22 protein-coding genes, 1 tRNA gene and 2 pseudogenes are annotated in these 26,040 nt (G+C 53.6%); 13 read left to right on the top strand and 12 right to left on the bottom strand.

The annotated features are described in order from the left end of the window. Window positions 1–33: 33 nt before the first annotated feature. A tRNA-Ser gene (locus tag ACXIZX_RS10985) sits at window positions 34–121 on the bottom strand. A 244-nt stretch (window positions 122–365) separates the two neighbouring features. Here ACXIZX_RS10985 and phoA point away from each other — a divergent pair. Next, window positions 366–1,772 carry an alkaline phosphatase gene (gene phoA, locus ACXIZX_RS10980; protein WP_479404145.1) on the top strand — a complete coding sequence of 469 codons (1,407 nt, stop codon included), beginning with the start codon at window positions 366–368 and terminating at the stop codon, window positions 1,770–1,772. Between the two features lie 43 nt (window positions 1,773–1,815). Here the strand turns inward: phoA and gap are convergent, their stop codons facing one another. The 3 genes from gap to ACXIZX_RS10965 form a co-directional block, all read right to left on the bottom strand. After that, window positions 1,816–2,823: a type I glyceraldehyde-3-phosphate dehydrogenase gene (gene gap / locus ACXIZX_RS10975; protein ID WP_479404144.1), complete on the bottom strand. Its 1,008-nt coding sequence runs from the start codon at window positions 2,821–2,823 to the stop codon at window positions 1,816–1,818. 78 nt (window positions 2,824–2,901) lie between these two features. Further along, window positions 2,902–3,882 carry a GlxA family transcriptional regulator gene (locus ACXIZX_RS10970; RefSeq protein WP_179450445.1) on the bottom strand — a complete coding sequence of 327 codons (981 nt, stop codon included), beginning with the start codon at window positions 3,880–3,882 and terminating at the stop codon, window positions 2,902–2,904. A gap of 155 nt (window positions 3,883–4,037) precedes the next feature. Beyond that, window positions 4,038–5,258, bottom strand: a complete 1,221-nt coding sequence (locus ACXIZX_RS10965; protein ID WP_479404143.1) for an acyl-CoA dehydrogenase family protein — start codon at window positions 5,256–5,258, stop codon at window positions 4,038–4,040. 299 nt (window positions 5,259–5,557) lie between these two features. Between ACXIZX_RS10965 and ACXIZX_RS10960 the strand changes: the two genes are divergently transcribed. Genes ACXIZX_RS10960 through ACXIZX_RS10940 form a run of 5 tightly spaced genes read left to right on the top strand, consistent with a single transcriptional unit; the run spans window position 5,558 to window position 12,062 of the window. After that, complete coding sequence (locus ACXIZX_RS10960) at window positions 5,558–7,168, top strand: ABC transporter substrate-binding protein (protein WP_479404142.1); 1,611 nt, start codon at window positions 5,558–5,560, stop codon at window positions 7,166–7,168. Further along, window positions 7,165–8,187 carry an ABC transporter permease gene (locus ACXIZX_RS10955; protein ID WP_479404141.1) on the top strand — a complete coding sequence of 341 codons (1,023 nt, stop codon included), beginning with the start codon at window positions 7,165–7,167 and terminating at the stop codon, window positions 8,185–8,187. Before ACXIZX_RS10960 ends, ACXIZX_RS10955 begins: the two co-directional genes overlap by 4 nt. Continuing rightward, entirely contained in the window at window positions 8,184–9,041 is an 858-nt protein-coding gene (locus tag ACXIZX_RS10950; protein ID WP_479404140.1) for an ABC transporter permease, read from the top strand. Before ACXIZX_RS10955 ends, ACXIZX_RS10950 begins: the two co-directional genes overlap by 4 nt. Beyond that, complete coding sequence (locus tag ACXIZX_RS10945; RefSeq protein WP_479404139.1) at window positions 9,041–10,663, top strand: dipeptide ABC transporter ATP-binding protein; 1,623 nt, start codon at window positions 9,041–9,043, stop codon at window positions 10,661–10,663. Before ACXIZX_RS10950 ends, ACXIZX_RS10945 begins: the two co-directional genes overlap by 1 nt. Before the next feature lie 19 nt (window positions 10,664–10,682). Next, window positions 10,683–12,062 (top strand): NtaA/DmoA family FMN-dependent monooxygenase, encoded by a 1,380-nt coding sequence (locus tag ACXIZX_RS10940; protein WP_179450457.1) that lies wholly within the window; start codon window positions 10,683–10,685, stop codon window positions 12,060–12,062. Window positions 12,063–12,127: 65 nt separating this feature from the next. Here ACXIZX_RS10940 and ACXIZX_RS10935 read toward each other — a convergent pair whose 3' ends face one another. Then, window positions 12,128–13,315, bottom strand: coding sequence for an IS4 family transposase (locus ACXIZX_RS10935; protein WP_479403451.1), 1,188 nt, complete (start codon window positions 13,313–13,315; stop codon window positions 12,128–12,130). Window positions 13,316–13,545: 230 nt separating this feature from the next. Between ACXIZX_RS10935 and ACXIZX_RS10930 the strand changes: the two genes are divergently transcribed. The 6 genes and pseudogenes from ACXIZX_RS10930 to ACXIZX_RS10905 all read left to right on the top strand — a co-directional run bounded on the left by ACXIZX_RS10930 (window position 13,546) and on the right by ACXIZX_RS10905 (window position 18,720). Continuing rightward, window positions 13,546–14,385, top strand: coding sequence for a DUF817 domain-containing protein (locus ACXIZX_RS10930; protein ID WP_479404138.1), 840 nt, complete (start codon window positions 13,546–13,548; stop codon window positions 14,383–14,385). 121 nt (window positions 14,386–14,506) lie between these two features. Continuing rightward, window positions 14,507–15,718 carry a multidrug effflux MFS transporter gene (locus ACXIZX_RS10925; protein WP_479404137.1) on the top strand — a complete coding sequence of 404 codons (1,212 nt, stop codon included), beginning with the start codon at window positions 14,507–14,509 and terminating at the stop codon, window positions 15,716–15,718. Between the two features lie 18 nt (window positions 15,719–15,736). Then, window positions 15,737–16,390 (top strand): annotated as a pseudogene (locus tag ACXIZX_RS10920) (carboxymuconolactone decarboxylase family protein); the annotation flags it as partial. Window positions 16,391–16,499: 109 nt separating this feature from the next. Beyond that, window positions 16,500–16,640 (top strand): annotated as a pseudogene (locus ACXIZX_RS10915) (flavodoxin); the annotation flags it as partial. A 57-nt stretch (window positions 16,641–16,697) separates the two neighbouring features. Continuing rightward, window positions 16,698–17,750: an alpha/beta hydrolase gene (locus ACXIZX_RS10910; RefSeq protein WP_479404871.1), complete on the top strand. Its 1,053-nt coding sequence runs from the start codon at window positions 16,698–16,700 to the stop codon at window positions 17,748–17,750. A 118-nt stretch (window positions 17,751–17,868) separates the two neighbouring features. After that, window positions 17,869–18,720 carry an aldo/keto reductase gene (locus ACXIZX_RS10905; protein ID WP_179450477.1) on the top strand — a complete coding sequence of 284 codons (852 nt, stop codon included), beginning with the start codon at window positions 17,869–17,871 and terminating at the stop codon, window positions 18,718–18,720. Window positions 18,721–18,741: 21 nt separating this feature from the next. Here the strand turns inward: ACXIZX_RS10905 and ACXIZX_RS10900 are convergent, their stop codons facing one another. From ACXIZX_RS10900 to ACXIZX_RS10870, 7 genes are all read right to left on the bottom strand, one after another. Then, on the bottom strand, window positions 18,742–19,518 hold the full coding sequence (locus ACXIZX_RS10900; RefSeq protein WP_179450479.1) for an MrpH family fimbial adhesin: 777 nt from the start codon (window positions 19,516–19,518) through the stop codon (window positions 18,742–18,744). 10 nt (window positions 19,519–19,528) lie between these two features. Further along, window positions 19,529–20,059 (bottom strand): fimbrial protein, encoded by a 531-nt coding sequence (locus tag ACXIZX_RS10895; RefSeq protein ID WP_479404136.1) that lies wholly within the window; start codon window positions 20,057–20,059, stop codon window positions 19,529–19,531. Beyond that, window positions 20,059–20,490: a fimbrial protein gene (locus ACXIZX_RS10890; protein WP_179450483.1), complete on the bottom strand. Its 432-nt coding sequence runs from the start codon at window positions 20,488–20,490 to the stop codon at window positions 20,059–20,061. Before ACXIZX_RS10890 ends, ACXIZX_RS10895 begins: the two co-directional genes overlap by 1 nt. A gap of 62 nt (window positions 20,491–20,552) precedes the next feature. Continuing rightward, entirely contained in the window at window positions 20,553–21,035 is a 483-nt protein-coding gene (locus tag ACXIZX_RS10885) for a fimbrial protein (protein WP_479404135.1), read from the bottom strand. A gap of 26 nt (window positions 21,036–21,061) precedes the next feature. Continuing rightward, window positions 21,062–21,805 carry a fimbria/pilus periplasmic chaperone gene (locus tag ACXIZX_RS10880; RefSeq protein ID WP_479404134.1) on the bottom strand — a complete coding sequence of 248 codons (744 nt, stop codon included), beginning with the start codon at window positions 21,803–21,805 and terminating at the stop codon, window positions 21,062–21,064. A 47-nt stretch (window positions 21,806–21,852) separates the two neighbouring features. Next, window positions 21,853–24,372: an outer membrane usher protein gene (locus ACXIZX_RS10875; protein ID WP_479404133.1), complete on the bottom strand. Its 2,520-nt coding sequence runs from the start codon at window positions 24,370–24,372 to the stop codon at window positions 21,853–21,855. Window positions 24,373–24,663: 291 nt separating this feature from the next. After that, on the bottom strand, window positions 24,664–25,194 hold the full coding sequence (locus tag ACXIZX_RS10870; RefSeq protein WP_479404132.1) for a fimbrial protein: 531 nt from the start codon (window positions 25,192–25,194) through the stop codon (window positions 24,664–24,666). 217 nt (window positions 25,195–25,411) lie between these two features. Here ACXIZX_RS10870 and ACXIZX_RS10865 point away from each other — a divergent pair, with 217 nt between their 5' ends. After that, window positions 25,412–26,035 (top strand): response regulator, encoded by a 624-nt coding sequence (locus ACXIZX_RS10865; protein ID WP_479404131.1) that lies wholly within the window; start codon window positions 25,412–25,414, stop codon window positions 26,033–26,035. The last annotated feature ends 5 nt before the right edge of the window (window positions 26,036–26,040 follow it).

The raw sequence follows: 26,040 nt of genomic DNA, 5'->3' as shown, positions 1-26,040 counted from the left end.
TCTGAACGTTAGTTCAGACTCTCTTTCAAAATATGGCGGTGAGAGGGGGATTCGAACCCCCGATACGTTGCCGTATACACACTTTCCAGGCGTGCTCCTTCAGCCACTCGGACACCTCACCACATTTTTTTGTCAACCGCGCTGGGTCAACGGGGCGCTACTATAGGGAGATCGCTGAAAAGGGTCAAGTGCTATTTTCTCCTTTTGTTCTATTCGCTTAAGCTCTGAGCGTATTGCCGTTAGCCTGTTCACAATGGCGATTCTGTCATCAAATCATTCCCTTTCTGTCACAAAAATGTCACCGCACTGTCGCAGACTTGTCCGCGGAAACATTTGGTTATATCTATGGATAAGGATGCTTATAAATGAAACAGATACCTCTCTTTACGGTTACGCTGCTGGCTTCTCTGATCGCGACATCAGCAGTGGCAGAAGATGCACAATATTCCCGCGCCGCCACCGGCGATGTCACCGAACACGGTGGAGCGCGTCGTCTCACTGGCGACCAGACCGAAGCGCTGAAAGCTTCACTAAGCAATAGCACAGCGAAAAACGTGATTCTGCTGATTGGTGACGGTATGGGCGATTCGGAAATCACCGCCGCGCGTAATCAGGCGCGTGGTGCAGGCGGTTTCTTCCCCGGTCTTGATGCGTTGCCGCTCACCGGTCAATACACGCACTATTCATTAGATAAGAAAACCCACAAGCCAAATTACGTGACGGATTCCGCCGCCTCGGCCACCGCGTGGGCCACCGGCACCAAATCCTATAACGGCGCAATTGGCGTCGATGTGAACGGCAAAGATCAGGTGACGATTCTTGAGCTGGCGAAAGCCGCCGGTAAAGCCACCGGCAACGTCTCCACTGCTGAATTGCAGGACGCCACGCCAGCGGCGTTAATCGCCCACGTTACCTCGCGCAAATGCTACGGCCCGGAGAAAACCAGCGAGTTGTGTCCGGCAAACGCGCTGGAGCAGGGCGGTAAAGGATCGATTACCGAGCAGATGCTGAAAACCCGTGCGGACGTCACGTTAGGCGGCGGCGCGAAATCTTTCGGCGAAACCGCCAAAGCCGGCGAGTATCAGGGCAAAACCCTGCGCGAACAGGCCCAGGCGCTGGGCTATCAGTGGATTGATAATCTGGATGGCATGAACGCCATTCAACAGGCCGACCAGAGCAAACCGGTGCTTGGCCTGTTCGCCGACGGCAATATGCCGGTGCGCTGGCAGGGACCGAAAGCCAGCTATCATGGCAACATTGATAAGCCGGTGGTGACCTGTGAAGTGAATAAAGAGCGCCCAGCTTCGGTACCGACGCTGGCGCAGATGACCAAAAAGGCCATCGATCTGTTGAGCACCAATGAAAAAGGCTTCTTCCTGCAGGTGGAAGGCGCGTCAATTGATAAGCAGGACCATGCGGCTAATCCATGCGGTCAGATTGGTGAAACCGTCGATCTGGATGAAGCGGTGCAGCAGGCGTTGGCATTTGCGCGCGAGCACGGCGACACGTTGGTGGTGGTGACCGCCGATCACGCGCACAGCAGCCAGATCGTGGAAAACGGCACCAAGGCGCCGGGCCTGACGCAGGCGGTGAATACCAAAGATGGTGCAGTGATGACCATCAGTTACGGCAATTCAGAAGAGGATTCGCAGGAACACACCGGCACGCAGGTGCGTATTGCAGCGTATGGCCCACATGCGGCCAACGTGGTGGGCTTGACCGATCAGACCGATCTGTTCTTTACGTTGAAGGATGCGATGGGTTTGAAGTAACGGGGTTATTGGTGAGAAGGTCGCCATTAATGGCGACCTTACCTTACAAGCCGCGTTTTGCCATCAAGCGGGCTAAATCCACCAAACGGTTCGAGAAGCCCCATTCGTTATCGTACCAGGCAAGGATCTTCACCAGATTGCCGCCAATCACCAGCGTAGAAAGCCCATCAATAATCGATGAACGGGCATCGCCCTGATAATCGCTCGATACCAGCGGCTCATCGCTGTATCCGAGAATCCCCTTCAGCGGACCTTCTGCCGCCGCTTTAAAGGCGTCGTTCACCTCTTCTGCTGTCACATCGCGTTTCAGCGTCACGGTTAAATCCACAATCGAAACCACCGGCACCGGCACGCGCAGGGAATAGCCGGTCAATCGACCCTCCAGCTCCGGAATCACCCGACCGAGCGCCTTCGCCGCACCGCTTGAGTAAGGCACAATCGACAGCGCCGCCGCTCGCGCACCGCGCAGATCTTTCTCTGGCTGGTCGTGTAGCACCTGGCTGTTGGTATAAGCATGCGTGGTGTTCATTAAACCGTGCTCAATACCAAACGCCTGATGCAGCACCGCCGCCGCTGGCGCTAAGCCGTTGGTGGTGCAGCTGCCGTTACTCACCACAAAGTGCTGCTGCGGATCGTAACGCTGATCGTTGACGCCCAACACAATTGTCAGGTCATCGTCCTTGCCCGGCGCGGAGATAATCACGCGTTTCGCGCCACCGCTGGTGATGTGTACGGCGGCTTTGTCGCGTTCGGTGAAGAAGCCGGTGGCTTCAATCACGATATCCACGCCGACATCGCGCCAGCGAATATTCGCCGGATCGCGCTCGCTAAACACGCGCACCGCTTTGCCATCAATGCGCAATTCGCCTTCGCCGGCTTCCACTTCCGCCGGTAATCGGCCGAGCAGGGAATCGTGTTTCAACAGATGCGCGAGAGTTTTACTGTCGGTGAGGTCGTTGATGGCGACGATTTCAATATCGTCGCTGCCCAGCGCTGCACGAAAAACGTTACGTCCGATACGGCCAAAGCCGTTGATGCCGATCTTAGTCATGGTTGACTCCTTTTCCGAAGATGCTGGAGTCACTCTAGGCCGACGACGCCGTGGCGTAAACGCCAAAAAAGGATCACTTTACGCCAATTTTCTGCAGTGAAAGCGTTGGCGATATTCGCCCGGCGTGAGATGCAGTTGGCGCTCAAAGCTGCGGCGTAAATTGATGCTGCTGCCGAAGCCGGTATGTTGCGCGATGCGATCCAGCGTGTCGTTGCTTTGCTCCAGCTGTTCACGCGCGGCGGCGAGGCGCGCTTCGGCTACATAGCGCGCAGGCGGCGCGCCGGTTTCACGGGTGAACACGCGGGTGAAGTTGCGCGGGCTCATGGCAACGCGCTCCGCCAGCTTCTCCACCGACAGATCGTCAGCGAGGTTGGCGCGGATCCAGCGCTGCAGTTCACCGATCGGGCCGATGCCGCTTGGCGTTTGCAGATGAAAACGGCTGAACTGCATCTGTCCGCCCGGACGGCGCAGATACATCACCATATCCTGCGCGATATCGCGCGCCACGCTAAAGCCGAAATCCTCTTCCACCAGCGCCAATGTCAGGTCAAAGCCCGAGCTGACGCCGCCGGAGGTCCAGATCGGTCCGTCCTGAATAAACAGCGGGCCGCCTTCCACCTGAATGTTTGGATAACGCGACTGCAAAGTATCGAGCAAACGCCAGTGCGTGGTGGCACGACGGCCATCCAGCAAGCCGGATTCCGCTAAGAGCATCGCGCCGCCACATACCGACACCACGCGGCGCGCCTGCGGAGCCGCCAGCTTAATGAAATCGACCACCATGTTGCCTTCTTCCGCGCTGTCGCCGCGTCCGGTGATCATGATGGTGTCCCAAGCAGTGCGCGGATCGAGATCGGCCAGTTTGAGGTCGGCTAATAGATTGAGGCCCGATTGGCCGTGGATCACCTGATGTGATTGAGTGGTGGCGAGGCTGACGCGATAGCGTTGCTGATCAACGCCAACCGGAAGGTGCTGATTGGCGCGCATCAGGATGTCGGCGATACCCGCCGCTTCAAACAGCATGCCGCCGTCGGGCACAATAATCAGAAAGGTTTTCATGGCGTGAAATGGATTTATTAACGAAATAAGCCAGAGTGTCTCATGAGGCAGGGATTAACGCCATGCATACCAGGTCGCCATGAATGGCAACCCTACAAAATCGTAGGGTGCGCATTCATGCGCACCTGGTTAAATGGTCACCATAAATGGCGACCTTACGCTACGCCGATGCGCCACTGCTCGGGCGGCAACGTGCCGTTCACGGCGAAATCGCCGACGATGCGATCCTTATAGATGCGCGGATTGTGCGAAGAAAGGGTGCGCACGTTGCGCCAGAAGCGGTCAAGCGCCAGCGGTTTCAACGTGGCCGACGCGCCCAGCGCATCAAACAGCGTCGAGCTGGCGTTGAGCAACAAATCGCTCACCACATTCAGCGACTGTGACACTTCCAGTTCGGCAATCGCCACCGCGTGGTTCTCGTGCTCCTGATCGCCGCTGAAGTGGGCGTCATAGGCACGTTGCAGCGCGCTGGCGGCGTGCAGCACAATCGCGCCACTGCTGTAGGCCGCGCCACGCAGGCGTCCAACCACCTGCAAAATCTGCGCATCCTGCGCGGCACGCGGCGCATTGCCGTTGCTGTAAGTGCGTGTGCGTGAAGCCACCTGCTGCGCCACTTCGCCGCTCTGCGCGCGGCCTATGCCGGCCAGTGTCGCCAGATGAATCAGCTGATAAAACGCCGGTGAATACCTGAAATGAATCTCTTCGTTGATGTCATCGGCAGCGATCGCCACGTCAGCGAAAATTGCCGTGCCGCTGGCGGTCAGGGTTTGGCCGAAGCCGTTCCAGTCGTCGAGCACCGTCACGCCCTCGGCGGTGCGGGAAACCGTCACCGATACGCCTTTGCCGTTTTCATCGGTGATGCCGATATCAATCCAGTCGGAATAGAGCGAGCCGGTGGTGTAAAACTTGCGGCCATTAAGCCGCCAGGATTCGCCGCTGCGCGCAATGTGCGTGGAGAATTCAGACTGGCGCGCATCGCCGGTTTCGCTCCACGCGGGCCCGACGATTTCGCCGCGTCCGAGCCGCGTCAGCCACTTGTCACGAAACGGGCTGCTGCCGCTGTTCAGCACGTTTTCCACAAAGCCGAGATGACCGCGAATCGATTGCACCAGATTGGAATCCGCCTCGCCGAGCTCAATCAGCAGTGCGAAAAGCTCAGGCAGCGTCGCGCCCAAGCCGCCATGGCTTTCCGGCACGCGCAGTGCGGTGAAACCGCCTTGTTTCAGCCACGCAATTTGCTCCAGCGGCAGTTGACGCTGCAGCTCACGCTCAATCGCGCCCGCGCGTATTTTCTGGAGCACCGGACGGAAACGCTCCGCCAGCTGTTCATAACGGGATGACGGGCCAGCTCCCCAACCTGATTCGATGTGCGACATGACGTTTCCCTCCAGCGTAGAAATTTTCATTACTATGTCATCGCCATCGGGCGCAAATTAATGCTTTTTCTGCGTAAGCTATTTCACCAAATAACTAATCGCTGCTTATTTCACTATATGGAACAAATAATTCAATTCTGCATATTCACTGCCACTATTGTTATTTGCCGCGTTTTATATCTGTGCTCTATTCAAACGCTACTCCGTGAGTTACCCATTAATTTCCAAAAAATATAATTTCAAGCGGAATAGATCCATGCGAAATCTGTTATTTGTCTTTAACCGGGAAATGTAGCGAAATGAAATATCTGTCTCTTCAGCGGTTATTCATGCCGATATTGGCGACAATAAGTGGTACGTTGCCCTTGAGCGTCAGCGCGCAGACCGATTCGCCCCGTTATAGCAACGGAACGCTGGTTTATCTGCATGAGCAGGAGCCACCTTGCTTGTGGGGCGGCTGGGTGCAGCAAGCTTATTTATCGCGTCAGGTTTTTGATTATCTGGTGAGTTATGACAACGGACAAATTCGTCCGTGGCTGGCTGCCAGTTGGAGTGAATCCGCCGATCGTAAAACCATTACGTTTCATTTACGCCACGACGTTAAATTTACCGATGGCGATGTATTTAATGCCGATGCGGTTATTGCGAATTATCCAGCGTGGCAAAAAGGAATAGGCTGGCACGGTTTTACTTATATGACCGGATTTACCAAGGTCGATGATTATACCGTGGCGCTGCATTTATCTGAGCCGAATCCCGAAATCTATAATGTGCTGGCAAATGGTCATTACGGATTTCAATCGCCCGATTCGCTGGCGCATAACAGCAGCGAGCAGAAGTGCTTACGACCGGTCGGCACCGGACCTTGGAAAGTGGCGCGCTGGGTGCGCGGCGATGGCATCAGCTTTGTGCGCAATGATGATTATCGCTGGGCACCGCCAAACGCGCACCACAACGGCCCGGCGTATATCAAGCATCTGGAGTGGAAGTTCGTACCGGATGCCACCACACGCTGGGGCGCGCTGGTGAGCGGCGGCGCGGAGGTGATTTATCAACCGCCATCCGCGCAGTGGCAGGCGCTGCAACGTCACTATCAAACGCTCTCTTACGTTGCCACGGGACGGCCGCAGGCGTTCTCCTTTAATGTGCAGCGCGGTCCGTTTACCGATCAGCGGGTGCGCCAGGCGTTTGCTTACGCGCTGGATCGCAAGCAGATCGTCAAAACCGTGTTTAAAGGCGCTGTGCCGTATGAGGGCAACGGCTCGCTGAGTAAAAGCACACCGCTTTATCTGAATGTCGACGATCGCTATTCGCTCAATATCGCCAAAGCCAATCAACTGCTGGATGACGCGGGTTGGACCGGACGCGATGCCGCCGGCTATCGCACCAAAGACGGTAAAACGCTGGATGCGCGCTTACCGTTTATTCAGGCAATTATCGACCAGGAAGGCGCGTTGATGCTGCAGGCGGTGCAGGACCAGGTCAAACGCGTCGGCATCAAGCTGGATCTGATCCCGCTGACGCAAACCGAAGGCTTTGCCGGTGCACGTTCGCGTCCGGGAGATAAGGAAATCAGCTTTGGTTACTGGGTTTGGCCGTCACCCAACATCCTCGACATCGTCTACAACCATGCGCTTAACGGCGCGTTCAACGGCAACAACACCAGCTTTTTCAATAATCCTGAAGTTGAAGCGCAAATCCTTGATGCGCAGCGCGATCCCGACGCGCAACGCCGTCAGCAAAAATTCGACCTGCTGCAAAAGTGGTTTGACGATCAGGCGATTGCCATCGGCGGCTACAACTTCACCTACAACGTTGCCATCGCCAACAACCTACGCGGGCTTTGGCAGGATCAGGGCAACGGATTGCTGAACTTTAACGATGCTTACTTCGTGCAGGAGCAGCCATGAGTGAATTAACGTCATCGTCGCCGCAAAACAGCGCCTCCCATCTGGCAAACGTGGCCACGCCACGCAGCCGCACGGCGTTGTTGCTGCGGCGGATTTCACTGCGTATCGCCTCCGCGCTGTTCGTGCTGTGGGGCACCATCACCGTAACTTTTTTGGTGCTTTCGGTGCTGCCAGGCGATCGCGCCACTATCTTGCTGAATATCACTTCCGGGCAGGTGATTGAACGCACGTCGGCTGAGCTGGCACCGATCAACGCGCAATACGGTTTTGATAAGCCTATTGTCGAGCAGTATCTGCACTATTTCTGGCGGCTGCTACACGCCGATTTTGGTTTCTCATTTGAGCTGCAGCGGCCGGTGGTGCACATCATCGCCGAGCAATTGCTGCCGACCTTTACGCTGGCGATTGCCGCGCTGCTGCTGGCGTGGATTATCGCCATTCCGTGGACGCTGCTCACCGCCGGTCGCCATCGTCGGCTGGCGGCGTTTGGTTCGGCGGTGGAAACCATCATGGCCGGATTGCCACAGTACTGGATTGGTATTCTGCTGCTGATCGTTTTCGCCATCGGCCTGCGCTGGTTCCCGGTGGTCGGCGGCACCAGCCTGCTCGGCACCGTGCTTCCCGCCATCACGCTGGCGATTCCGCTGGCGGGCTTTATTGGACACGCGATTCGCGGCGAATTTGAACGCAGCATGCAGCAGCCGTTTGTGCTGTCGGCGCGGGCGCGCGGTATGAGTCTGGCGGGCGTGCGGCTGCGCCATGTGTTACGCCACGCGCTGATTCCGGCCATCACGTTGAGCGGCTGGGCGATCGGCAATTTGCTCTCTGGCGCGGTGCTGGTGGAAGCGGTATTTGCCCGGCAGGGACTCGGCAACGTGCTGGTCAATGCGGTGAGCAACAAGGATTTTGCGCTGGTCTCCGGCATCGTGATTCTTATCAGTTTCCTCTACATCGTCATTAATCTGGCGGTTGACCTGATTTACCTGATCGTCGATCCCCGTCTGAGAGGTCGCGCATGACAACTCATCTCACGGATTACGCCGCACCGCGCACCACGCGCTTCAGCTGGCAACTGCCGCTTTCGGTGCTGCTCTCCGCCCTCGTGGCGCTGTTCTTTATTGTCGCGGCCATCGCGCCCGGCGTGCTGGCGACGCACGATCCCTTCAGCACCGATCTCTATCGCGCGCTGCAAGCACCTTCGTGGGCTAACTGGCTCGGCACAGATGACATTGGGCGCGATCTCTACAGCCGCATTATCTGGGGCACGCGTCAGTCGCTGCTGATTGGCATCGGCGCGATGGCGATCGCGCTGTTGGGTGCGGTGGTGCTTGGTTTTAGCGCCGCGCTCGGGCCGCGCTGGCTAGCGGAGCCGGTCAATCGTCTGCTGGAAATCCTGCTGGCGTTTCCCACCTTGCTGCTGGCGCTGCTGTTTGTTGCGCTGCTGGGTCCCTCCGCCAGCAGTTTACTGATCTCGGTCGGCATTGGCACCGCGCCGGGCTATGCGCGACTGGTGCGTGCGCAGGCATTGCAGGTCAAACAATCCGGTTATGTCGAAGCGGCGCGTGCGCTCGGTCATCCCTGGCCGCGGCTGTTTATCCAGCACATCGCGCCCAACGTGTTCCGGCCGTTGTTCTCGCTGGTGGCGTTAGGCATCGGGCAATCGGTGGTGTGGGCATCCGGTCTGTCGTTTCTTGGATTAGGCGTGGTGCCGCCGTCGCCGGAGTGGGGCGCGCTGCTCGAAGCCGGAAAAATTAACGTCACCGTCGCCTGGTGGCTGGAAGTGTTGCCGGGCATTGCGATTGTGCTGGTGGCGCTGTCGTTCACGCAGATTGGCCGCTACATCCAGCAGCGAGCGGAAGGAGAGAAGCGCTAATGAGCAGCAATGTGATTGATGTGCGCGGCCTGAATATCTGGGCCAGCAGCGAAAGCGGGCAACCGCGCCATATTGTGAAAAATGTCAGCTTCGCACTGCAACGCGGCCAATGTCTGGCGCTGGTGGGTGAATCGGGCTCGGGAAAAAGCGTCACCGCCCGTTCGCTGGTGGGATTAGCCGGTGAAGGATTGCAGGTGCAGGCTGCAACGCTGAGCCTGCACGGTGAGACGCTGCAGCAGCGTAGCGACAGCTGGTGGCGCAAAGTGCGCGGCAGCAAAGTGGGATTTATTTTGCAGGACGCGCTGGTGTCGCTGGATCCGCTGCGTCCGGTGGGTAAAGAGATCGCCGAAGCGCTGGCGCTGCATGGCTGGGGCAACGCCGCCAGCCGTCAGCAGAAAGTGCAGACCTTGCTGGAAGAAGTCGGCGTGCCGCAGGCGGCTTATCGCGCCAGCCAGCGGCCGGGAGAGTTATCGGGAGGCTTGCGCCAGCGCGCGTTGATCGCTTCGGCGATTGCGCTGCATCCGGATGTGCTGATCGCCGATGAGCCCACCACCGCGCTGGATGTCACGGTGCAGGCGCAGGTGCTGGAGGTCTTACGGCAGATGCTGGATCGCGGCACCAGCGTAATTCTGATTAGCCACGATCTGGCGGTGGTAGCGAAAATCGCCGATCAGATTCTGGTGATGCAGGGCGGATCGATTGTTGAGGCGGGTACGGCGCAGCAGGTGCTGCAGCAGCCGCAGCATGCGTATACCCAAGGTTTGATTAACGCGATTCCCAGCGAGCACACTAAAGGGCAACGCCTTTCGGGCAGCGCGGCAAGTGTGTTAATCCGATCCGTGACGCCATCAGCGGAAGTGCTGCTGGAAGCGAGACATATCGTGAAGCGTTTTCGTGGGCACAGCGCCGTCGATGACGTCTCCTTTAGCTTAAAACGCGGCGAGACATTGGGGGTTGTCGGCGAGTCGGGTTCAGGCAAAACCACCTTGTCACGCATTGCGCTGGCGCTGGAAACACCGGACAGCGGCGAGGTGCTGTTTGCCGGTCAGCCGTGGAGCCACGCGTCCGCCGCCGATCAACGTGCCATTCGCCGCCAGATCGCCGTGGTGTATCAGGATCCGCTCTCCTCGTTCGATCCGCGCTGGCGCGTGGCCGACATCCTGCTGGATGCGATTGCGCTCGATCGGCATGCGCCAACGCAAACACCGCGCGAGCGGGCGATTAGCCTGCTGCAATCGGTTGGGCTCGGCGCAGAGCATCTCACGCAGTGGCCAGCGCGCATGTCGGGCGGCCAGCGCCAGCGTGTGGCGATAGCCCGCGCGATTGCTACCCATCCAAAAGTGATTGTGCTCGACGAAGCAGTGTCGGCGCTAGATGTCACCATTCAGGCGCAGATTCTCGATCTGCTCAGCGATCTACAGGCGCAACTCGGCGTCAGCTATCTGTTTATCTCGCACGATCTTGGCGTGATCCATCACATGAGCGATCGCGTGTTGGTGATGCAGAACGGCCAGGCGGTCGAGCAGGGCGCCGCCGATGAGGTGTTCTACCGCCCGCGCCATCCTTACACCCAGACGTTACTTGCCTCGCTGCCACGTCTGACCGCGCGGGAAACTGCCTAACTTTGCTACAGGAGCGAACATGTCACGCGAACTGATTTATAACGGATTTTTGCATCTCACGCCGAACCACCATAGCCACGGTTACTGGCGCACGCCGGAAGGCCAGGTTCAGTACAACTACAACCAGCTTGATGCCTATGTAAAGACGGTGAAAACCCTGGAGAAAGGGCTGTTTGATACCTTGTTCATCGCCGATGTGGTGGGCGTGTATGACATCGATTATGGCGACGGCAAAACCACGATTAGTGCCGGTACTCAGTTCCCCGAGCCCGATCCGATCACCATTCTTTCGGCACTGGGTTTAGCCACCGAAAATCTTGGTTTAGTGGTGACCAGCAACGTGATTCAGACCCATCCGTTCTCGTTTGCGCGCCAGATCTCCTCACTGGATGAATTTACCCGCGGTCGCATCGGCTGGAATATCGTCACTTCGTATCTCTCCAACGGCTTCCGCAACTACGGCTATCAGGACATTGTGCCGCACGACGAACGCTACGCATGGGCGCAGGAGTATCTCGATGTGGCGTATAAGCTATGGGAGCTGTCGTGGGAAGAGGGCGCAGTGCTGCACGATCCCGCTACCAACCGCTTTTTCGATGCCGACAAGATCCATAAAATCAACCACGTTGGTAAGCGCTATCGGGTGGAAGGGCCGCACATTGTTGAGCCTTCACCGCAGCGCAGCCCGGTGTTCTTCCAGGCTGGCAACTCGGATGCCGGACGCCGCTTTGCCGCGCGCAACGCCGAAGTGACGTTCCTGCCATCGCAAACGCCAGACACCGCGCGCAAAGATATCGCCATCCTCAATCAGGATGTGGTGGATTTCGGTCGCCAGCCGGAGGATTTGAAGAAGCTGGTGATGCTGTCCACCGTGATTGGATCGACTGAGGAAGAGGCGAAGCGCAAGCAGCAATATCTGTTCGACAACATTGATATCAATGCATTGCAGGGGTTCTACAGCGGCGGTTCGGGCATCGATCTGGCGAATATCGATCCCGATACGCCGCTGACCGAACTCAGCCGCCGCGAGGAGTTCAGCCAGCATATGCGCTCGAAATTCCGTATCGCGGTTGATGCTGATTATGGGCAAGGCCGTGTGCTAACGTGGCGCGAATACCTGATTCAGCACGCTCTGCTGCCGGGCCGTTTTGCCGGTACGCCAGAACAGATCGCCGACCGGGTGCAGCAGTTTGCTGATGCCGGCGTTGATGGTTTTAACGTGGTGCCGATCACCACGCTCGGCTGGTGGGATGAGTGGGTCGAACACGTGGTGCCGGTGCTGCAAAAACGCGGCCTGGCGCAAACGGCGTATAAATCAGGCACGCTGCGCGAGAAGATTTTCGGCAAGGAGAGCAAGCTGCCGGCGACGCATCCGCAACGGACGTTGACGTTGGATTAGCATCACGATTATCCAGGTGCGCATAAATGCGCACCCTACGATCTGAGGGATCCCCAGGAATATCGTTAATACACATATACGATATTCCTGTAACTCGCTGATAGTTCGGCTCGCACCGTTTCTATATCCAGCTGACTGATCCCTGCCGGGTTGTGCCTTATCGCATTTCTTGCCAGCGTAAGGTATGACAGTACTCGCCGGTGTTGCACCGTGTTCGCCTGATAAAACCGGTGCTCGCCTTTGCTTTCAAGCGCGTAGCCCATCAGCCACAGTAAGATGCTGCACAGCGTCGACAGCAGGTTCAGCACTGACATCCTTTCCACACTCCGGCTGAAGCTGCTTCTCAGCCCCATACCGTAACGTTCACTCTTTTCATCCCGGAAGTTCTGTTCTATCTGCATTCTCCGGCTGTAAAGCTTCATTACCGTCCGTGGCTTCAGCTCCGCATCGCTGGTAAACAGCACCCACGGCTCACGGGCCAGGCGACTCTGGTTTGCCTCTTCGCGCGTGTAAAAAAAACGATCCCGGCTTTTCTTTCCGTGACGATTTTTGGGCGCTCTCTTATGAACGTGCACGAAGCCGTAAGCCGGTGATTTTTTATATCGCGTCAGCCGGGCCGCACCAGCACAGCGCGGCGTTGTGCCGGCTTTTAGCTGACCCGGCGTTACCCACTCATCCGTTCCGGCCAGCTTCAGAACGCCGTTGCCCCTGAGCCGGCCGATGAAGTGCCATCCGTGCGACTGAACGCGGTTAAACCACTCGCGGCGGAACCCGGCATCGGTGACGATGGTCACTTTCCTGTCTCCCATACACCCGGCCAGTTCGTCCAGAAAGCGGTTCTGAAGGTCGGGATTTCCCAGCTTATCGCCTTCTGCGATGAGGCTCAGCAGCGGGATAGCGCGTCCGTCCGCCAGCAGGCTGGCACGCAAAAGGCTGAAGGACTGAGTCGGCCAGGCGCTCCAGTCCACGGCAATGACGCACTCCTTCATGTCCCGGATAAGCCAGCAGATAATGTCGCGTGACAGCGCGGGCACCTCCCGGTGGAGGGCAGCATTCCCCATAAGGCGGTCAACGCGTTTGATTTTGTGCTTAACGCGGGCATCGCCCGCAAGAGAGCGACCAATGCTGGTCAGATTGAGGGAAGCACCGCGGGTCAGGGAAATCGTCATATCAGTGAGGGCGTTACGACGATACTGATGGGTGCTGGCTAAAGATTCCCGTAAAAATTTATGGCAAAATGCGGAAGCAGGCATAGTGGCGATCTTATTTTTTGTTGGCGCAATAATTAGATCATTTTTCCACTGTGCCTGCTTCGTTTTTGTGGGGATTCATCAGCCCTACGATTCTACTCACTATCGCAATAAATCCCGTAGGGTCGCCATTCATGGCGACCGCACTCACCGACGAAAAAGCATTACGCGACGCTGCCTGACTTTTTGATTATGCTGATAAAAAGGACGTTTCACTGCGCAGGGAATCCGTTATGCATAATCGCCTCGATCAGTTTCTCATTCATCCTCCTGCAATGCGCTTAACCGGTATTAGGCGGTTTGGCATCGAGTTTATCTGGTTTGGCATTAAAGAGGCGCGAGCGTGCTTATTTGCTGGCCTGTTTTTCCTCGCGATATTTTGTGTGCCGCGTGGCGGCATGTTCGGCATTGCGCGTTACGACCTGCTGCTGATGATCGCCGTGTCTATCCAGCTAGTAATGGTTGCCACCAAACTGGAAAGCTGGGATGAACTGAAATCCATCACTCTGTTTCATCTGCTCGGTTTTGGCTTAGAGCTATTCAAAACCTCGTCAGCCATTGGTTCATGGCATTACCCCGAAGCGGGCTGGAGTAAAATCGGCGGTGTACCGCTCTTTAGCGGCTTTATGTATGCGGCGGTTGGAAGCTACATAATTCAGTGCTGGCGTCTGATGGATCTTAAAATCCGCCATCATCCGCCGATTCTTCATGCGGTGCTGCTCTCGCTGGCGCTCTATGCAAATTTCTTTACCCATCACTATATCGGTGATTACCGCTGGTATATCGCAGCGGTGGCGTTGGGCTTATATGCACGCTCGGAAGTGATATTTACCCCCCACGATCGTCCATTTCGCATGCCGCTGCTGGTAGCGTTTATCCTGATCGGTTTCTTTATTTGGCTGGCAGAGAATCTGGGCACCTTTTTTGGCGTCTGGCAATATCCCAATCAGCTTGGCGCGTGGGCGACGGTGCATGTCGGCAAGTGGGGCGCATGGTCAATGCTGGTGATGATGACATTTACTATCACGCTGTTCCTTAAGGATATAAAAAAACGCGTGCATATTGCGCAGTAAGTCATGTCAATTCATTGCGCCTATTAATGAATTTTCCTCATAGGCGCAATGTCATTTCAGGCCATTATCTTCACAATCCCTTCCGCTAACATGGACGAATTCGATCTCTCTGGAATTCAACATGGATCACGCCTCAACGCGTACGCAATCCTTCACCGTCAAATCGAGCGGTTTGCCGTTTATCCTCATTCTGAGTGCGTTGATGGCGATCACCTCGCTATCCACGGACATCTATCTGCCCGCCATGCCGATCATGGCGCGCGAGCTGCACGGCGATGCGGAACTCACCATCACCGGCTTTCTTATCGGCTTCTGTATTGCCCAGCTGATCTGGGGGCCGTTGAGCGATCACTTCGGCCGTAAAACGCCGTTGTTTATTGGGCTGACGCTGTTTGTCATCGGCTCTGCGGGTTGTGCGCTCTCCACTGACATTACCCACATCGTGTTCTGGCGCGTGTTCCAGGCGCTGGGTGCTTGTACCGGACCGATGCTGGCGCGCGCCATGATTCGCGATCTGTTTGCTCGCTCGCGTGCCGCGCAGATGCTCTCGACGCTGATGGTGATTATGGCGATTGCGCCAATTGCCGGGCCGCTGTTGGGCGGGCAGATGATCCGTGTGACATCCTGGCATGCCATCTTCTGGCTTTTAGCGGCTATCGGCGGCGTGATGCTGATGTTGATCAGCTGGTTGCCGGAAACCTTGCCGCCGGAGAAAAGGGTAAAAGCCTCGCTGCCGGGCGCGTTTCGTAACTATTTCGCGCTGTTGAAAAATCGCCATTTCATGCGTTTTACCCTGTGCGTGGCGTTCTATTACGTCGCCGCTTATGCCTTTATTACCGGCTCGCCTTTTGTCTACATCTCTTACTTCGGCATTGATGCGCAGCACTATGGCTGGCTGTTTGCGGTCAACGTGGTGGGTTTGATGGCGGTGAGCATGGTGAATCGACGTTTGGTGCATCGCTATCCGCTTGAGTCGCTGCTGAAGTTTGCCGTGCTAACCGCCACAGTGGCAGCGCTGATCCTCGCGCTCTGCACCAAACTGCAGCTCGGCGGCATCGTGATGATCATTCTCTCGGTGTTCGTGTTCTTCTCGATGAACGGCATTATCGCGGCCACCTCAACGGCGGCGGCGATGGATGCGGTGCCGAATATGGCGGGTTCCGCCTCGGCGCTGATTGGCTCGCTGCAATACGGCAGCGGCATCATCTCGTCGCTGCTGCTGGCGCTGTTAAGCGACGGCACGCCGTGGACCATGGGCTGGATTATCGCGCTGTTTACCGTGGCGAGCGCGGTGATGGCGATCAGCGCCGCCACGGCAAAGTCGCACCACTAAAACGAGGAAAACCTTCATATGAATACATCAGCAATGCAGTCCGAGACGCTCTCGGCACGTCAACAAGCCATTCCGCTGATGGCGGCGTTTATGGCAACCAGCAACATGGAAAAACTGGATGCGGCGCTTAATCAGGGGCTGGACGCCGGATTAACGGTAAACGAAGCCAAAGAAATCCTGGTGCAGCTGTATGCCTACACCGGTTTCCCGCGCAGTCTCAACGCGCTGAGCGCGCTGATGAAAGTCACGGAAGCGCGTAATCAGCGCGGTATCAAGGATGAAATCGGCAAAGAACCAGTGCAGCCGGTTCCGGTGGGCGATGCGCTGCGTCAGCTGGGCACCGACAACCAGACCAAAATTTCTGGCGCGCCGGTGCAAGGACCACTTTTCGACTTCGCGCCGGTGATCAACCAGTTCCTGCAAACCCATCTGTTTGGCGATATTTTTGCCCGTGACAACCTTGGCTGGCAAAGCCGTGAGCTGGCCACGGTGGGTGCCTTGGCCGCCACGCCGGGAGCAGAATCGCAGCTGCTGTCACATACGCGCGCCAGCTTGCGCGTAGGGATCACGCGCGGCCAGTTGCAGCAGCTGGCGGAGCTGTTGCGCGCCAATGGGGAAGTTGAGGCGGCGGATCGCGCGGAAGCAGCGCTGTTGGCAACGCAAAACGCGTGATAACGCTGGTAATGCGCGTCAGTTAAGCATCTTTCGGTCACCATAAATGGCGACCCTACAAAGGATTGGCGCGTTTTTCGTAGGGTGCGCATTCATGCGCACCTGCATACAAACGGTTTATTTCGGCTTCCCGATTTGGGGCACCACGCTGCCTCCGCTGGTAAATACCTTTCTCAGCAGCCACGATTTAAGCAATAAACGCGTGATTCCATTTATCACGCATGGCGGTTATGGCATTAGTGACAGCGAAGCTGGCTATCGTCATTAAGTTAAGCGGAATATTTAGAGGGGAAGGGACGTGAAGAAATTGATCAAAATCTGCAGCCTATGCGTGCTGGCGACCAGCTTTATCGTCGCCGCACAGGCGCAACCTTTAGTGATTCAGGAACAAGGTAGTTTTGCGGCGGGCGGCACGGTGATAACCGCACCAGGGCAATTCGATGCCAAAAAGCCGCTGGATCCTGCAGGCCAAACCTATCACGGCGATCACGCGGCGGTGTTTTATCAAATTCCGCCGCATGCGCATAAATATCCCATCGTTATGCTGCACGGCGCCGGGCAGTTTTCCCGCACCTGGGAAAGCACGCCGGATGGGCGCGAAGGGTTCCAGAACCTCTTTCTACGGCGCGGATTTGCCACCTATCTGGTTGATCAGCCACGTCGCGGTAGCGCCGGTCGCAGTACGGTGGAAAGTACGCTAACGCCGAAACCGGATGAGCAGCTGTGGTTCAATCAGTTCCGCCTCGGCGTGTGGCCCACCTTCTTCAAAGGCGTGCAGTTCTCACAGGATAAAGAGGCGCTGAACCAATACTTCCGCCAGATGACGCCGAATACCGGGCCGTTTGACGTCAATGTAATTTCGGATGCGCTGTCCGCCGTGGTGGATAAAAGCGGTCCCGCCATTCTGTTTACCCATTCGCAGGGCGGCGGACCAGGCTGGTACACCGCGATGAAAAACAGCAAGGTTAAAGCGATTGTCGCCTTTGAACCGGGCAGCGGCTTTGTGTTTCCAGAAAATGAATTACCGCCAGCAATGCCCAGCGCGTTCGATACGCTGAAGGGTGAACCGGTGGCGCTGGATAAGTTTATGGCGCTGACCAAAATTCCTATTCTGATCTTCTATGGCGATAACATCCCGGATAAACCCAGCGCCATGCCGGCGCAGGACAGCTGGCGCGTAAGGCTGGCGATGGCGCGCCAGTGGCAAGATGTGGTGAATAAACACGGTGGCGATGTGCAGGTGATTCACCTGCCGGAAATCGGCATTAAAGGCAACACTCATTTCCCGTTCTCCGACCTGAATAACGTACAGATCGCCGATCAGGTCAGCCAGTTTTTGCAGCAGAAGCATCTGCAATAGCTCAACGGCAGGGTTTATGGATTGATGAATACAACTAATAAACCCTAGCTGATTACTAGGTCTAATCAAATCAATGCGGTGGCGTTATGCTTTTGGAAACGCTCAAAAGGATAACGCCATGCAAACTGTAAAACTCAATAACGGCCTCGATATGCCTCTGCTGGGCTTTGGTGTGTTTCAGATGACCGATGCCACTGAGTGCGAGCGCGCGGTAATCGACGCCATTGAAACCGGTTATCGCCTGATTGATACCGCCGCGTCTTATCAAAACGAAACTCAGGTCGGCAATGCCCTCAAGCAGAGCGGCATCGCGCGCGATGAACTGTTCGTCACTACCAAACTGTGGCTACAGGACACGAGTTATGAAGGTGCCAAGGCGCAGTTTGAGCGCTCACTTAATCGCTTGCAGATGGATTACGTCGATCTCTATCTGATTCACCAGCCGTACGGCGATGTGCACGGTGCCTGGCGGGCGATGGAAGAGTTGCAGCAGACGGGCAAGATCAAAGCGATTGGCGTCAGCAATTTCCAGCCGGATCGTCTGGCGGACCTCCTCGCGTTCAACAAGGTGATTCCGGCAGTCAATCAGGTTGAAGTCAATCCGTTCAATCAACAGCTACACGCCGTGCCATGGATGAAGAGCCGCAATATTCAGCCCGAGGCCTGGGCACCATTTGCTGAAGGCAGAAACGGTTTATTCCAGCATCCGCTGCTGACGAAGATTGGCGAAAAATATGGCAAGAGCGTTGGCCAGGTGGTTCTGCGCTGGATCTTCCAGCGCGGCATCGTGTCGCTGGCGAAATCGGTGCGCAAAGCGCGCATGGCAGAAAATATCAACGTGCTGGACTTTGAACTCAGCGAGGCAGAAATGCAGCAAATTACCGCGCTGGATAGCGCGACCAGCGCCTTCTTCTCGCACCGCGATCCCGCAATGGTCGAGTGGCTGACCGGCAGAAAACTGGATGTCTAAACAGTTCTGATATCAATCTCTTTAGACCGGCTCAATAATTAACACGGCGGTACCTGAATAGGTGCCGCCTTGGGTAATGCCTTCCAGCTGGCTGGTAATGGTCAGGGAAGATAGGCCCGTTTCCAGAGAATGTTTATCGCCCGGCTGTTTATTATTTATAAGAATATTGGCTTTAGCATCATTATTAAGTGGGACATAAGTAAGCTTGCTCTCCAGACTTAATTTTATATTGTTTTTTTGTGAGCAATTGATGCTGACTGATGCGCTGGCTGTCGACGTAGCTGCGTCTTTAATTGAAATGGATCCGTGATTTAAGTTTATTTCTGGCGTAACGATATAACAATAAACATTGGGCGGTTGTGTTTTTAAACAACCTGTTGGTAATATGGCGGTTGCATAAGATGTATTGCCCTGTGGAATACCACCAAATGCCACGCAACGACCATTTGCTCCGCCAGCCGCAGAATAGTAGGTCGTAGATGGTCCTTTCTTAAACGCTCGCATGGCGGTAGCACTGATGGTTTCACCCGGTATAACTTTTGAACCACATATATCATTGACGCAGGTCTCACTTTGTACGACTTCAAATTTAGAACCTGTTGACCAGGAACTGCCAAACCAATAATTTTCCGGTGCCTGGGTATCAGCAAATGGGATATCAATAGTTGTCCAGATCACTCGTAAGCGAGCGGGTCGATCATCGGTTCTGGTGATTGATAATGGTACCGGGAATGGCCCTGCAATGGCTGCCGATAGCCAGAATACAAGAAAAGGGAGTAATAAACTGCGTATATTCACCCGGAATTCCTCATTGGTAATTCAAATTAAAAGTCGCGATGGCACTAAAAGCACCATGAATAATGGTGCGATCGCGAATAGCATTGGGTTCGCCCTGAATATACGCACGTAATACAATCAAGGTTCGTCCGGCTTGCAACGTAACAGGCGGGGCGACCTTGTTCAGTAACACGGCTTCCCCGGACAATGTTTCCATGCCAATAGCGATACCCGCATTTTTACTACCGGCCTGTGTCGCCAGAAATCCGGCCAATTCATTACTCTCCTGGCCGCTAAATGTAATGGCGACAGTTTTAGCTGTATCGATGGAGCAACCGATCAGGTTCAGTGTGAAAGGCATCGTTTGAGATCGATCATTGACATACAGTTCTCGGTCGATAACGTTGCCGAAATTAAGCTCTAGAGCGTTATCTCCGGCTTCGATGACACAAGGCTCGGCAATCAGTGCACCACTAAAATGGATATCGGTAGCGAGCGATAACGGGGAAACCAGCGACAGAAGTATCACCACTATATTTCGCCAGAGAATCCATAAACCCATTATTGGTACTCCGCAACGAGTGAGGCGGTTGCGAGGAAGCTGCCCTCGGACAATTTAATCGCTGGATCGGCTACCGGTACCGCTTCCAATACGGGAGGACTAGTCATATCAATAATCCATGTTGAACCAATACGAACGCGCTGATTGTTTTGCAATATGCGAATACCCAATCCTGATTTACTCGTTCGAATCGCCGTATTATCTTTGCTCATGATATTGCCGCTCACAGTGAGCATCAATTTAAATGAAGAATCATTAGTTGCACATTTAATGACGTAATTAATTTTCTGACGATAATTATCCCCATTGATTTTACTTACACCCAAATCCTCGCCAAAACTGATATCAATGGGTTGATCGTCATTTATTTTACAAGGCGGCGGCTCAATGATTGTACCTTTGAGTAATAGATTCGGTGCGGCTCTGGCCATGTTACTACACCACAAAAGCCCACCAATGATCATCAGAGTGAGAATATTAAATCGGGTGTTATTCATTCGTAATATACCGCCAGCGTTGCTGCTGCGCTAAACGGACCCGCTTGTACTTTAACATTGCCAATTTTGTAAGGTGCAGCTTCGAATGCGTAAGATCTCAGAGGGTCCACTTCCAGCCGCTCATTAAGTGGAAACCATTTACCGGCTCTAAAAAATTCAATGCTCAAATTCTCTTTGCTGGTTTTAAGTACTTTAATGCTGTTGTCCCATTGCTCGCCTTCAATTTTAAGAAAGATGGTGTTTGGTGTGGAGGCATTGCATTGGAAGTTAACAAAAAACATCTCCAGGTAATGATTTCCGTCAAGTTTGGTGGATAAGACTTCATCACCAAAGTCCACCTCAATCGTTTCACCGTTATTGATAGTGCACGAAGGCCCTAACACCTCGACATTAACGTGAATATTGGACGCCAAAGCAGTCAGCGGCAAAAGACACGCCGATAAAATAACAACTTTCTTTACTGCCGTTAGCCAACTCATTTTCTTTTGCCTTAACGAAATCAGACTTAATTATCTAGTGGTGTGGCAATACAGAGATTAACTTTGCAACTGAACTGGAGTTTGGGGCGGGCACCGTAATCATTGACGTAGTTTATTACCGGTGATGAACCCAATTCCGTTACCGATGACGTCAGCAATTGATGACTTTGAGGTGCTAGCATAAGGGGTTTAAAACTTTCAATCGTTTTGCTTTTTGCACTTTTCCGTCCTTCAACCAAGGTAATGTAGTAATTGGTTGGGTTGTGAATGCGATATTTATCACCTTCACGGCTAAGCTTGAGCTGTTCTTGCCATGGCGCGGCACTTTTATCTGTGATAATAGCGGCTGGGCGATAAAAAAGTTTAATGCGCGTTTGCAAGGCGATTTGTAGCGTATTGGGCTTCGATGATTTCGGTGGAATTTCACGTAAATTAAAAAAGAACAAACTTTCTCTGTCCTGGGGCAATGATGCGACTGCCGGTAAGGCCTGGATTTTCAGTTGGCTGCTGGCGCCAGGTTCAACACGTTGTACCGGGGGCAGTACCACTAAAGGACCGGTGATCTTATTTCCTTCAGCATCTTCCAGCCAGCCTTGCGCCAGGTAAGGCATTTTTTTATTTTCGTTGCTAATACGTAAGCTGACGGATTTCTGCGTGCTATCAAATACAACGCGCGTGCGATCCAGCGAAATCGCTGCGTAGGCGGGTTGAAAGCCAATAACACTGACCAAAAGTGTAGACATCAATGCATTTTTAAATTGAAAAAACATGGTTATATCCCGTTATTACAATAGCCAGTTAAAGGCTGCAGTTTTAATTAAATCTCACCGTCTCTTCGGCAAGGAAGAAATAGATTTGCAGTAAAGTCTTGTGGGTTAAGTGATTCTGGCAACGCAATGCTACATTGCACTTTCTCTGCCCATTTCACTGTCATACTTTCACCTACGGTAATGCCCGTGAGATAGACATTGCCGCTGTCACTCACAATGCCCACTTCCTGTTTTTTACGATTGTGCACCGTGGCGCCAAACGGTGGATAGGAACCGTCGGCCAGCCGGATGATCGCCATCGCTTTCTCTCCGGCGATGACGGCAAATTTACGGTAGCCAATGGCACCTTCAGTCAGCGTGGCTTGCACTACCGAACGTTCAGCTTCGACATTGTCCGGTAGATTATTGAGATCGAGGCTGGCGCTATTGCGGTAATAACTGTTGACGTCAGTCGATACCAGTTTGCCAAAGCGATTACTGCGCACCGCTAGTCCGCCACTGCTAACAGGAATATTGGCCACATTGTCGGTATCAATCATTAAACGTGTGCCGCCCATGTTGCTGGAACGATGCAACGCGGCGCCTTTAGTCGTTGCCGTTGCACCACCGCGCACATTGAAGCCAAACGTGGTAGATTTTCCGGTTTGCGAACTGACGTTAGCGTTCAAATGCGCCAGCTCGCCGTCATGCGTTATACTGCCGTTCGACGTGCTGCCATGGCTGTTGATCCCCGTTCCCACTTGATAACTGTTGCGTTGGTCCAGACGCCCATAATAATTAACGCGCTGATTTGTCCCATCGCGGCCTTGAGCGGCGCTATAACTCAGCGTGGCGTTGTTACCAAATGGGATCGACAGCGAGACAAATACGCCATCATCTTTGCTGCCGTTATTAATAGTGCGATAGGCGGACAGCGATAAACTCAGATTGCGTAAATTGCCAATATCAAAATATTGCGACAGGTTAGCGCTATAACGATCGTTATCCGGCAAGCTCCAATACGTTTGGTGGTTATAGTTGAAATAGGTGCTCAAACGTAAATCACGGAACTGCTTATTAACGGTGACCGAATAAAGTTCTTTGCTATTTTGCTGACGGTTGCCCGTTTTGCGCGTTTCCAGATATTCATTCATGCTGAGGAAATTACGCTCGGAGAAACGATAACCGGCAAAAGTAATCTGGCTGTCGTACTGCTCAAAGTTTTTTGAATAGCTGAGTCGATAGGATCGTCCAGTCAGCTTTTCCGCAATATCAGGTAAGGCGGCGCGTGATTGTGTGATATCAAATGATAAAGCACCCAACCAGTACAAATCACGACCAATACCCAGCACCAAAGCATTGTAATTTCCTGCCGCCACACCACCACCAAATAGCGACCAACCGTTACTCACGCCCCAGGATAATTCGCCACTGGCAAATGCAGGCCCTTTAAACTGATGGCGAGATTGAGAAGATTTTCCCGCTGCGAATTTGTAACGCATGCGTCCAGGTCGCGTCAGATAGGGAATGCTAGACGTTTCTATGGTAAAGGTTTGCGCCGTGCCATCCTGCTCTTCAACACGGACATCCAGTTTGCCGGAGACGGCATTATCAATATCCTGAATGCGGAATGGGCCAGCAGCGACCTGAACTTCTTTAAGCACACGACCTTGTTGGCTGATAATCACCAGCGCATTGGTACGTGCAATGCCGGTAACTTCAGGGGCATAACCGCGCAGGTTAGGCGGTAATTGGCTATCATCTGAGGCTACGCTAACCCCCGCGTAGCTGAAGCTGTCGAAGAGCTCTGAACCTAGATAATCTTCTCCGACAGAGACTTTTGCTTCCCAGCCTGGAATGGCGCGGTACGCATAATAGCGGCTCCAGTCAAACCGCTGTGCCAAGGTTTTGCTTTGATTATTTTGCGATCTTCCAGGTTGAGATTGCCAGTCGGCGCGAAAACGCCATGCGTTAAGGTTTGCGCCAACGGTGCCATTACCGTTAAGCATCAGACGCTGCCCGTTTTTTTGACTCTGTGTTTGCCCATTGAAGTTGTAATCAAACAATGCGCCGGGAATACCATTATCCCACATCGCCGGAGCATCCCAGTTTTCATCGACATATTGTAAATAAGCCTGGGGAATGCTGATATACAGCGCCGAGGTGGCCAGATCAGGGCGCACCTCTAATCCTGTCATGCTGGCAGTGTCAATGCATTTCCCCTGTTGCTGCCAAACGATTTTTTCAATCACACTCTTTCTCAGGCCAAATTGTTTAATAAGGTCTGGCGTGATGCATACCGTGCTTTTATTCGTCTCTTCTTGAGTCTGAATAATGACGGTTTGCTCTGGCAGTGCTTGTTTGTTGATAAACACTGACATTTCATACTCCCCAGCGAGAATAAATCCGCTGTTTGAGAATCGGGAAAGGTCAATGTTTTTCCGGTCATTGATATCCAAAATATCAGTATTGAATTCAATATTGTCAGACAAGCTATAACTGGAAAACCCCAGGAAAAAACTCGCTATTAATAAACTCAGCTGCGTTGGCCGGAATCTCGGGGAAATCTTGTAACAAACCACCTTCATAATCTTAACCTTTGATTTCCCTGAGGTGTGCAGACGCATTCCGAACCGAGTATGAAAATATAACGATGAGAGAGAGCGACACGCTGAGGAGGAAATTAAATTTTCCCCAGGATTTTTCTTACAGGTTGAGGGTCGAGGTGTGTTCAGGCCGTTAGCCGAAAGAAGCGGGGCGAACAGGTATTAATTCCTGCCAATTACTGTCGCTTATATTGGCCGGATTAACAGAGTTTAGCGTTGTCGCGCAAAGAGGCGTTACAAAGAGCATGCGGTAACCGCATGCTCGATTGAGGATTACAGGTAGTTGAGGCCGAAATTAACCACTGCCTGGAATTCACCTGGAACAATGGGAAGATCGTTATCGTCTTCATCTTTATCTCCCTGCAGGTAAGCAGCGAAACTGAGATTATTGTTGCCATCCTGCAGTGCCTGAGCAACTGAAGGCGTGCCCAGCTTAATTAAATTGTAGGTGCCATCAACAATAGCAATGCTCGCGCCTTTAGCGGTGCCGGCAATTCCTACACGGTCTGAGTTGCCCGCTGGACCGGTGAAGGTCGTGGTAACGGTTTTCTTGGTGGTTAGGGCACAGTTTTCCAGCATGATATTGAACTGACGAGGTTGAGACTTGCCGCCGTTCGCCAGAGACACGTTAGAGACCTGACCCAGATCGACTGTTTGGTCGCTATTTTCATGAGAAACAGAACATGGCGCCTCAATGATGGAGCCGGTGAAAGTGATGGTACCGCTGCCCTGGTCAGCAGCGTGGGAAGCTGAGGTTGTTCCCAATGCAATTAAGGTGGCAATGGCAAGTGCGTTAAGTTTCATGTTTAGTCCTTTAATGTTTTGTTTTTGATGATTTTTTTATTAAAAAAATCTTACTGAAAACCAGCTTGTTACGAGTTGGAATGAGTGTACAAGTAGGGAAATTCCTACTCAATCAGAATGGATTGTCAGGATCTGTAGGGTGAAACCTACATTGCCGGGCAGTAAATGACGTGCAGGATTATTAAACCGTAGTTTGAATTATTTAGAGAGATTACGTATGGTACTTATACGCTCAATTATTATTGACGATCATCCTTTAATCCGTTTAGCCGTCAGGACATTATTAGAAAAAGATCAATTCCTCATTGTCGCAGAATCGGATGATGGCCTTGAAGGTCAAAAGCTGGTTGAATTACATAATCCCGACGTGTTGGTTATCGACATTGATATTGCGCGCATCGATGGCATTGAGGTGGTGAAACATCTTCGACGCAGGGATTTTAGTGGTGTCATTGTGGTTTTATCTGCAAAAAATCCTGACTATTATGCTCCACTCAGTGCGTCTGCAGGGGCGAATGGTTTTGTTAGCAAAGATAAAAACTTGCAGGAAGTCATTAGTGCGATTAACGCAGGTATTAACGGCTATAGTTATTTCCCGCTGATCAAACATCAGGTGGGAGAGGGCAGTGAATTGTCGGATCAACAAAAAATTGCGATGTTATCCACCCAGGAGTTTAGGGTTTTCCAGTTGCTGGTGGATGGTTTGCAAAATACCGAAGTTGCTTTGAAGATGAACCTGAGCACCAAAACCGTAGCCACTTATAAATGCCGTTTAATGGACAAGTTGAAATTCAAAACGGTTAAACAGTTATATGAATTTGGGCAGAGAAATAGCCTTTAATTTTA

The organism is Candidatus Pantoea symbiotica, assembly GCF_056491525.1.
The sequence above is the reverse complement of the archived record's forward strand: the minus strand, read 5'-3'. Positions and strand labels throughout refer to the sequence as shown.

Bases quoted from the DNA above. Each gene is read 5' to 3' on its own strand.
- ACXIZX_RS10865 (WP_479404131.1), top strand. From the start codon at position 25,412: ATGGTACTTATACGCTCAATTATTATTGACGATCATCCTTTAATCCGT.
- ACXIZX_RS10880 (WP_479404134.1), bottom strand. From the start codon at position 21,805: ATGTTTTTTCAATTTAAAAATGCATTGATGTCTACACTTTTGGTCAGT.
- ACXIZX_RS10870 (WP_479404132.1), bottom strand. From the start codon at position 25,194: ATGAAACTTAACGCACTTGCCATTGCCACCTTAATTGCATTGGGAACA.
- phoA (WP_479404145.1), top strand. From the start codon at position 366: ATGAAACAGATACCTCTCTTTACGGTTACGCTGCTGGCTTCTCTGATC.
- ACXIZX_RS10885 (WP_479404135.1), bottom strand. From the start codon at position 21,035: ATGAGTTGGCTAACGGCAGTAAAGAAAGTTGTTATTTTATCGGCGTGT.
- ACXIZX_RS10890 (WP_179450483.1), bottom strand. From the start codon at position 20,490: ATGGCCAGAGCCGCACCGAATCTATTACTCAAAGGTACAATCATTGAG.
- ACXIZX_RS10950 (WP_479404140.1), top strand. From the start codon at position 8,184: ATGACAACTCATCTCACGGATTACGCCGCACCGCGCACCACGCGCTTC.
- ACXIZX_RS10970 (WP_179450445.1), bottom strand. From the start codon at position 3,882: ATGAAAACCTTTCTGATTATTGTGCCCGACGGCGGCATGCTGTTTGAA.
- ACXIZX_RS10905 (WP_179450477.1), top strand. From the start codon at position 17,869: ATGCAAACTGTAAAACTCAATAACGGCCTCGATATGCCTCTGCTGGGC.
- ACXIZX_RS10875 (WP_479404133.1), bottom strand. From the start codon at position 24,372: ATGAAGGTGGTTTGTTACAAGATTTCCCCGAGATTCCGGCCAACGCAG.
- ACXIZX_RS10960 (WP_479404142.1), top strand. From the start codon at position 5,558: ATGAAATATCTGTCTCTTCAGCGGTTATTCATGCCGATATTGGCGACA.
- ACXIZX_RS10925 (WP_479404137.1), top strand. From the start codon at position 14,507: ATGGATCACGCCTCAACGCGTACGCAATCCTTCACCGTCAAATCGAGC.
- gap (WP_479404144.1), bottom strand. From the start codon at position 2,823: ATGACTAAGATCGGCATCAACGGCTTTGGCCGTATCGGACGTAACGTT.
- ACXIZX_RS10965 (WP_479404143.1), bottom strand. From the start codon at position 5,258: ATGTCGCACATCGAATCAGGTTGGGGAGCTGGCCCGTCATCCCGTTAT.
- ACXIZX_RS10930 (WP_479404138.1), top strand. From the start codon at position 13,546: ATGCATAATCGCCTCGATCAGTTTCTCATTCATCCTCCTGCAATGCGC.
- ACXIZX_RS10955 (WP_479404141.1), top strand. From the start codon at position 7,165: ATGAGTGAATTAACGTCATCGTCGCCGCAAAACAGCGCCTCCCATCTG.
- ACXIZX_RS10940 (WP_179450457.1), top strand. From the start codon at position 10,683: ATGTCACGCGAACTGATTTATAACGGATTTTTGCATCTCACGCCGAAC.
- ACXIZX_RS10895 (WP_479404136.1), bottom strand. From the start codon at position 20,059: ATGGGTTTATGGATTCTCTGGCGAAATATAGTGGTGATACTTCTGTCG.
- ACXIZX_RS10945 (WP_479404139.1), top strand. From the start codon at position 9,041: ATGAGCAGCAATGTGATTGATGTGCGCGGCCTGAATATCTGGGCCAGC.
- ACXIZX_RS10935 (WP_479403451.1), bottom strand. From the start codon at position 13,315: ATGCCTGCTTCCGCATTTTGCCATAAATTTTTACGGGAATCTTTAGCC.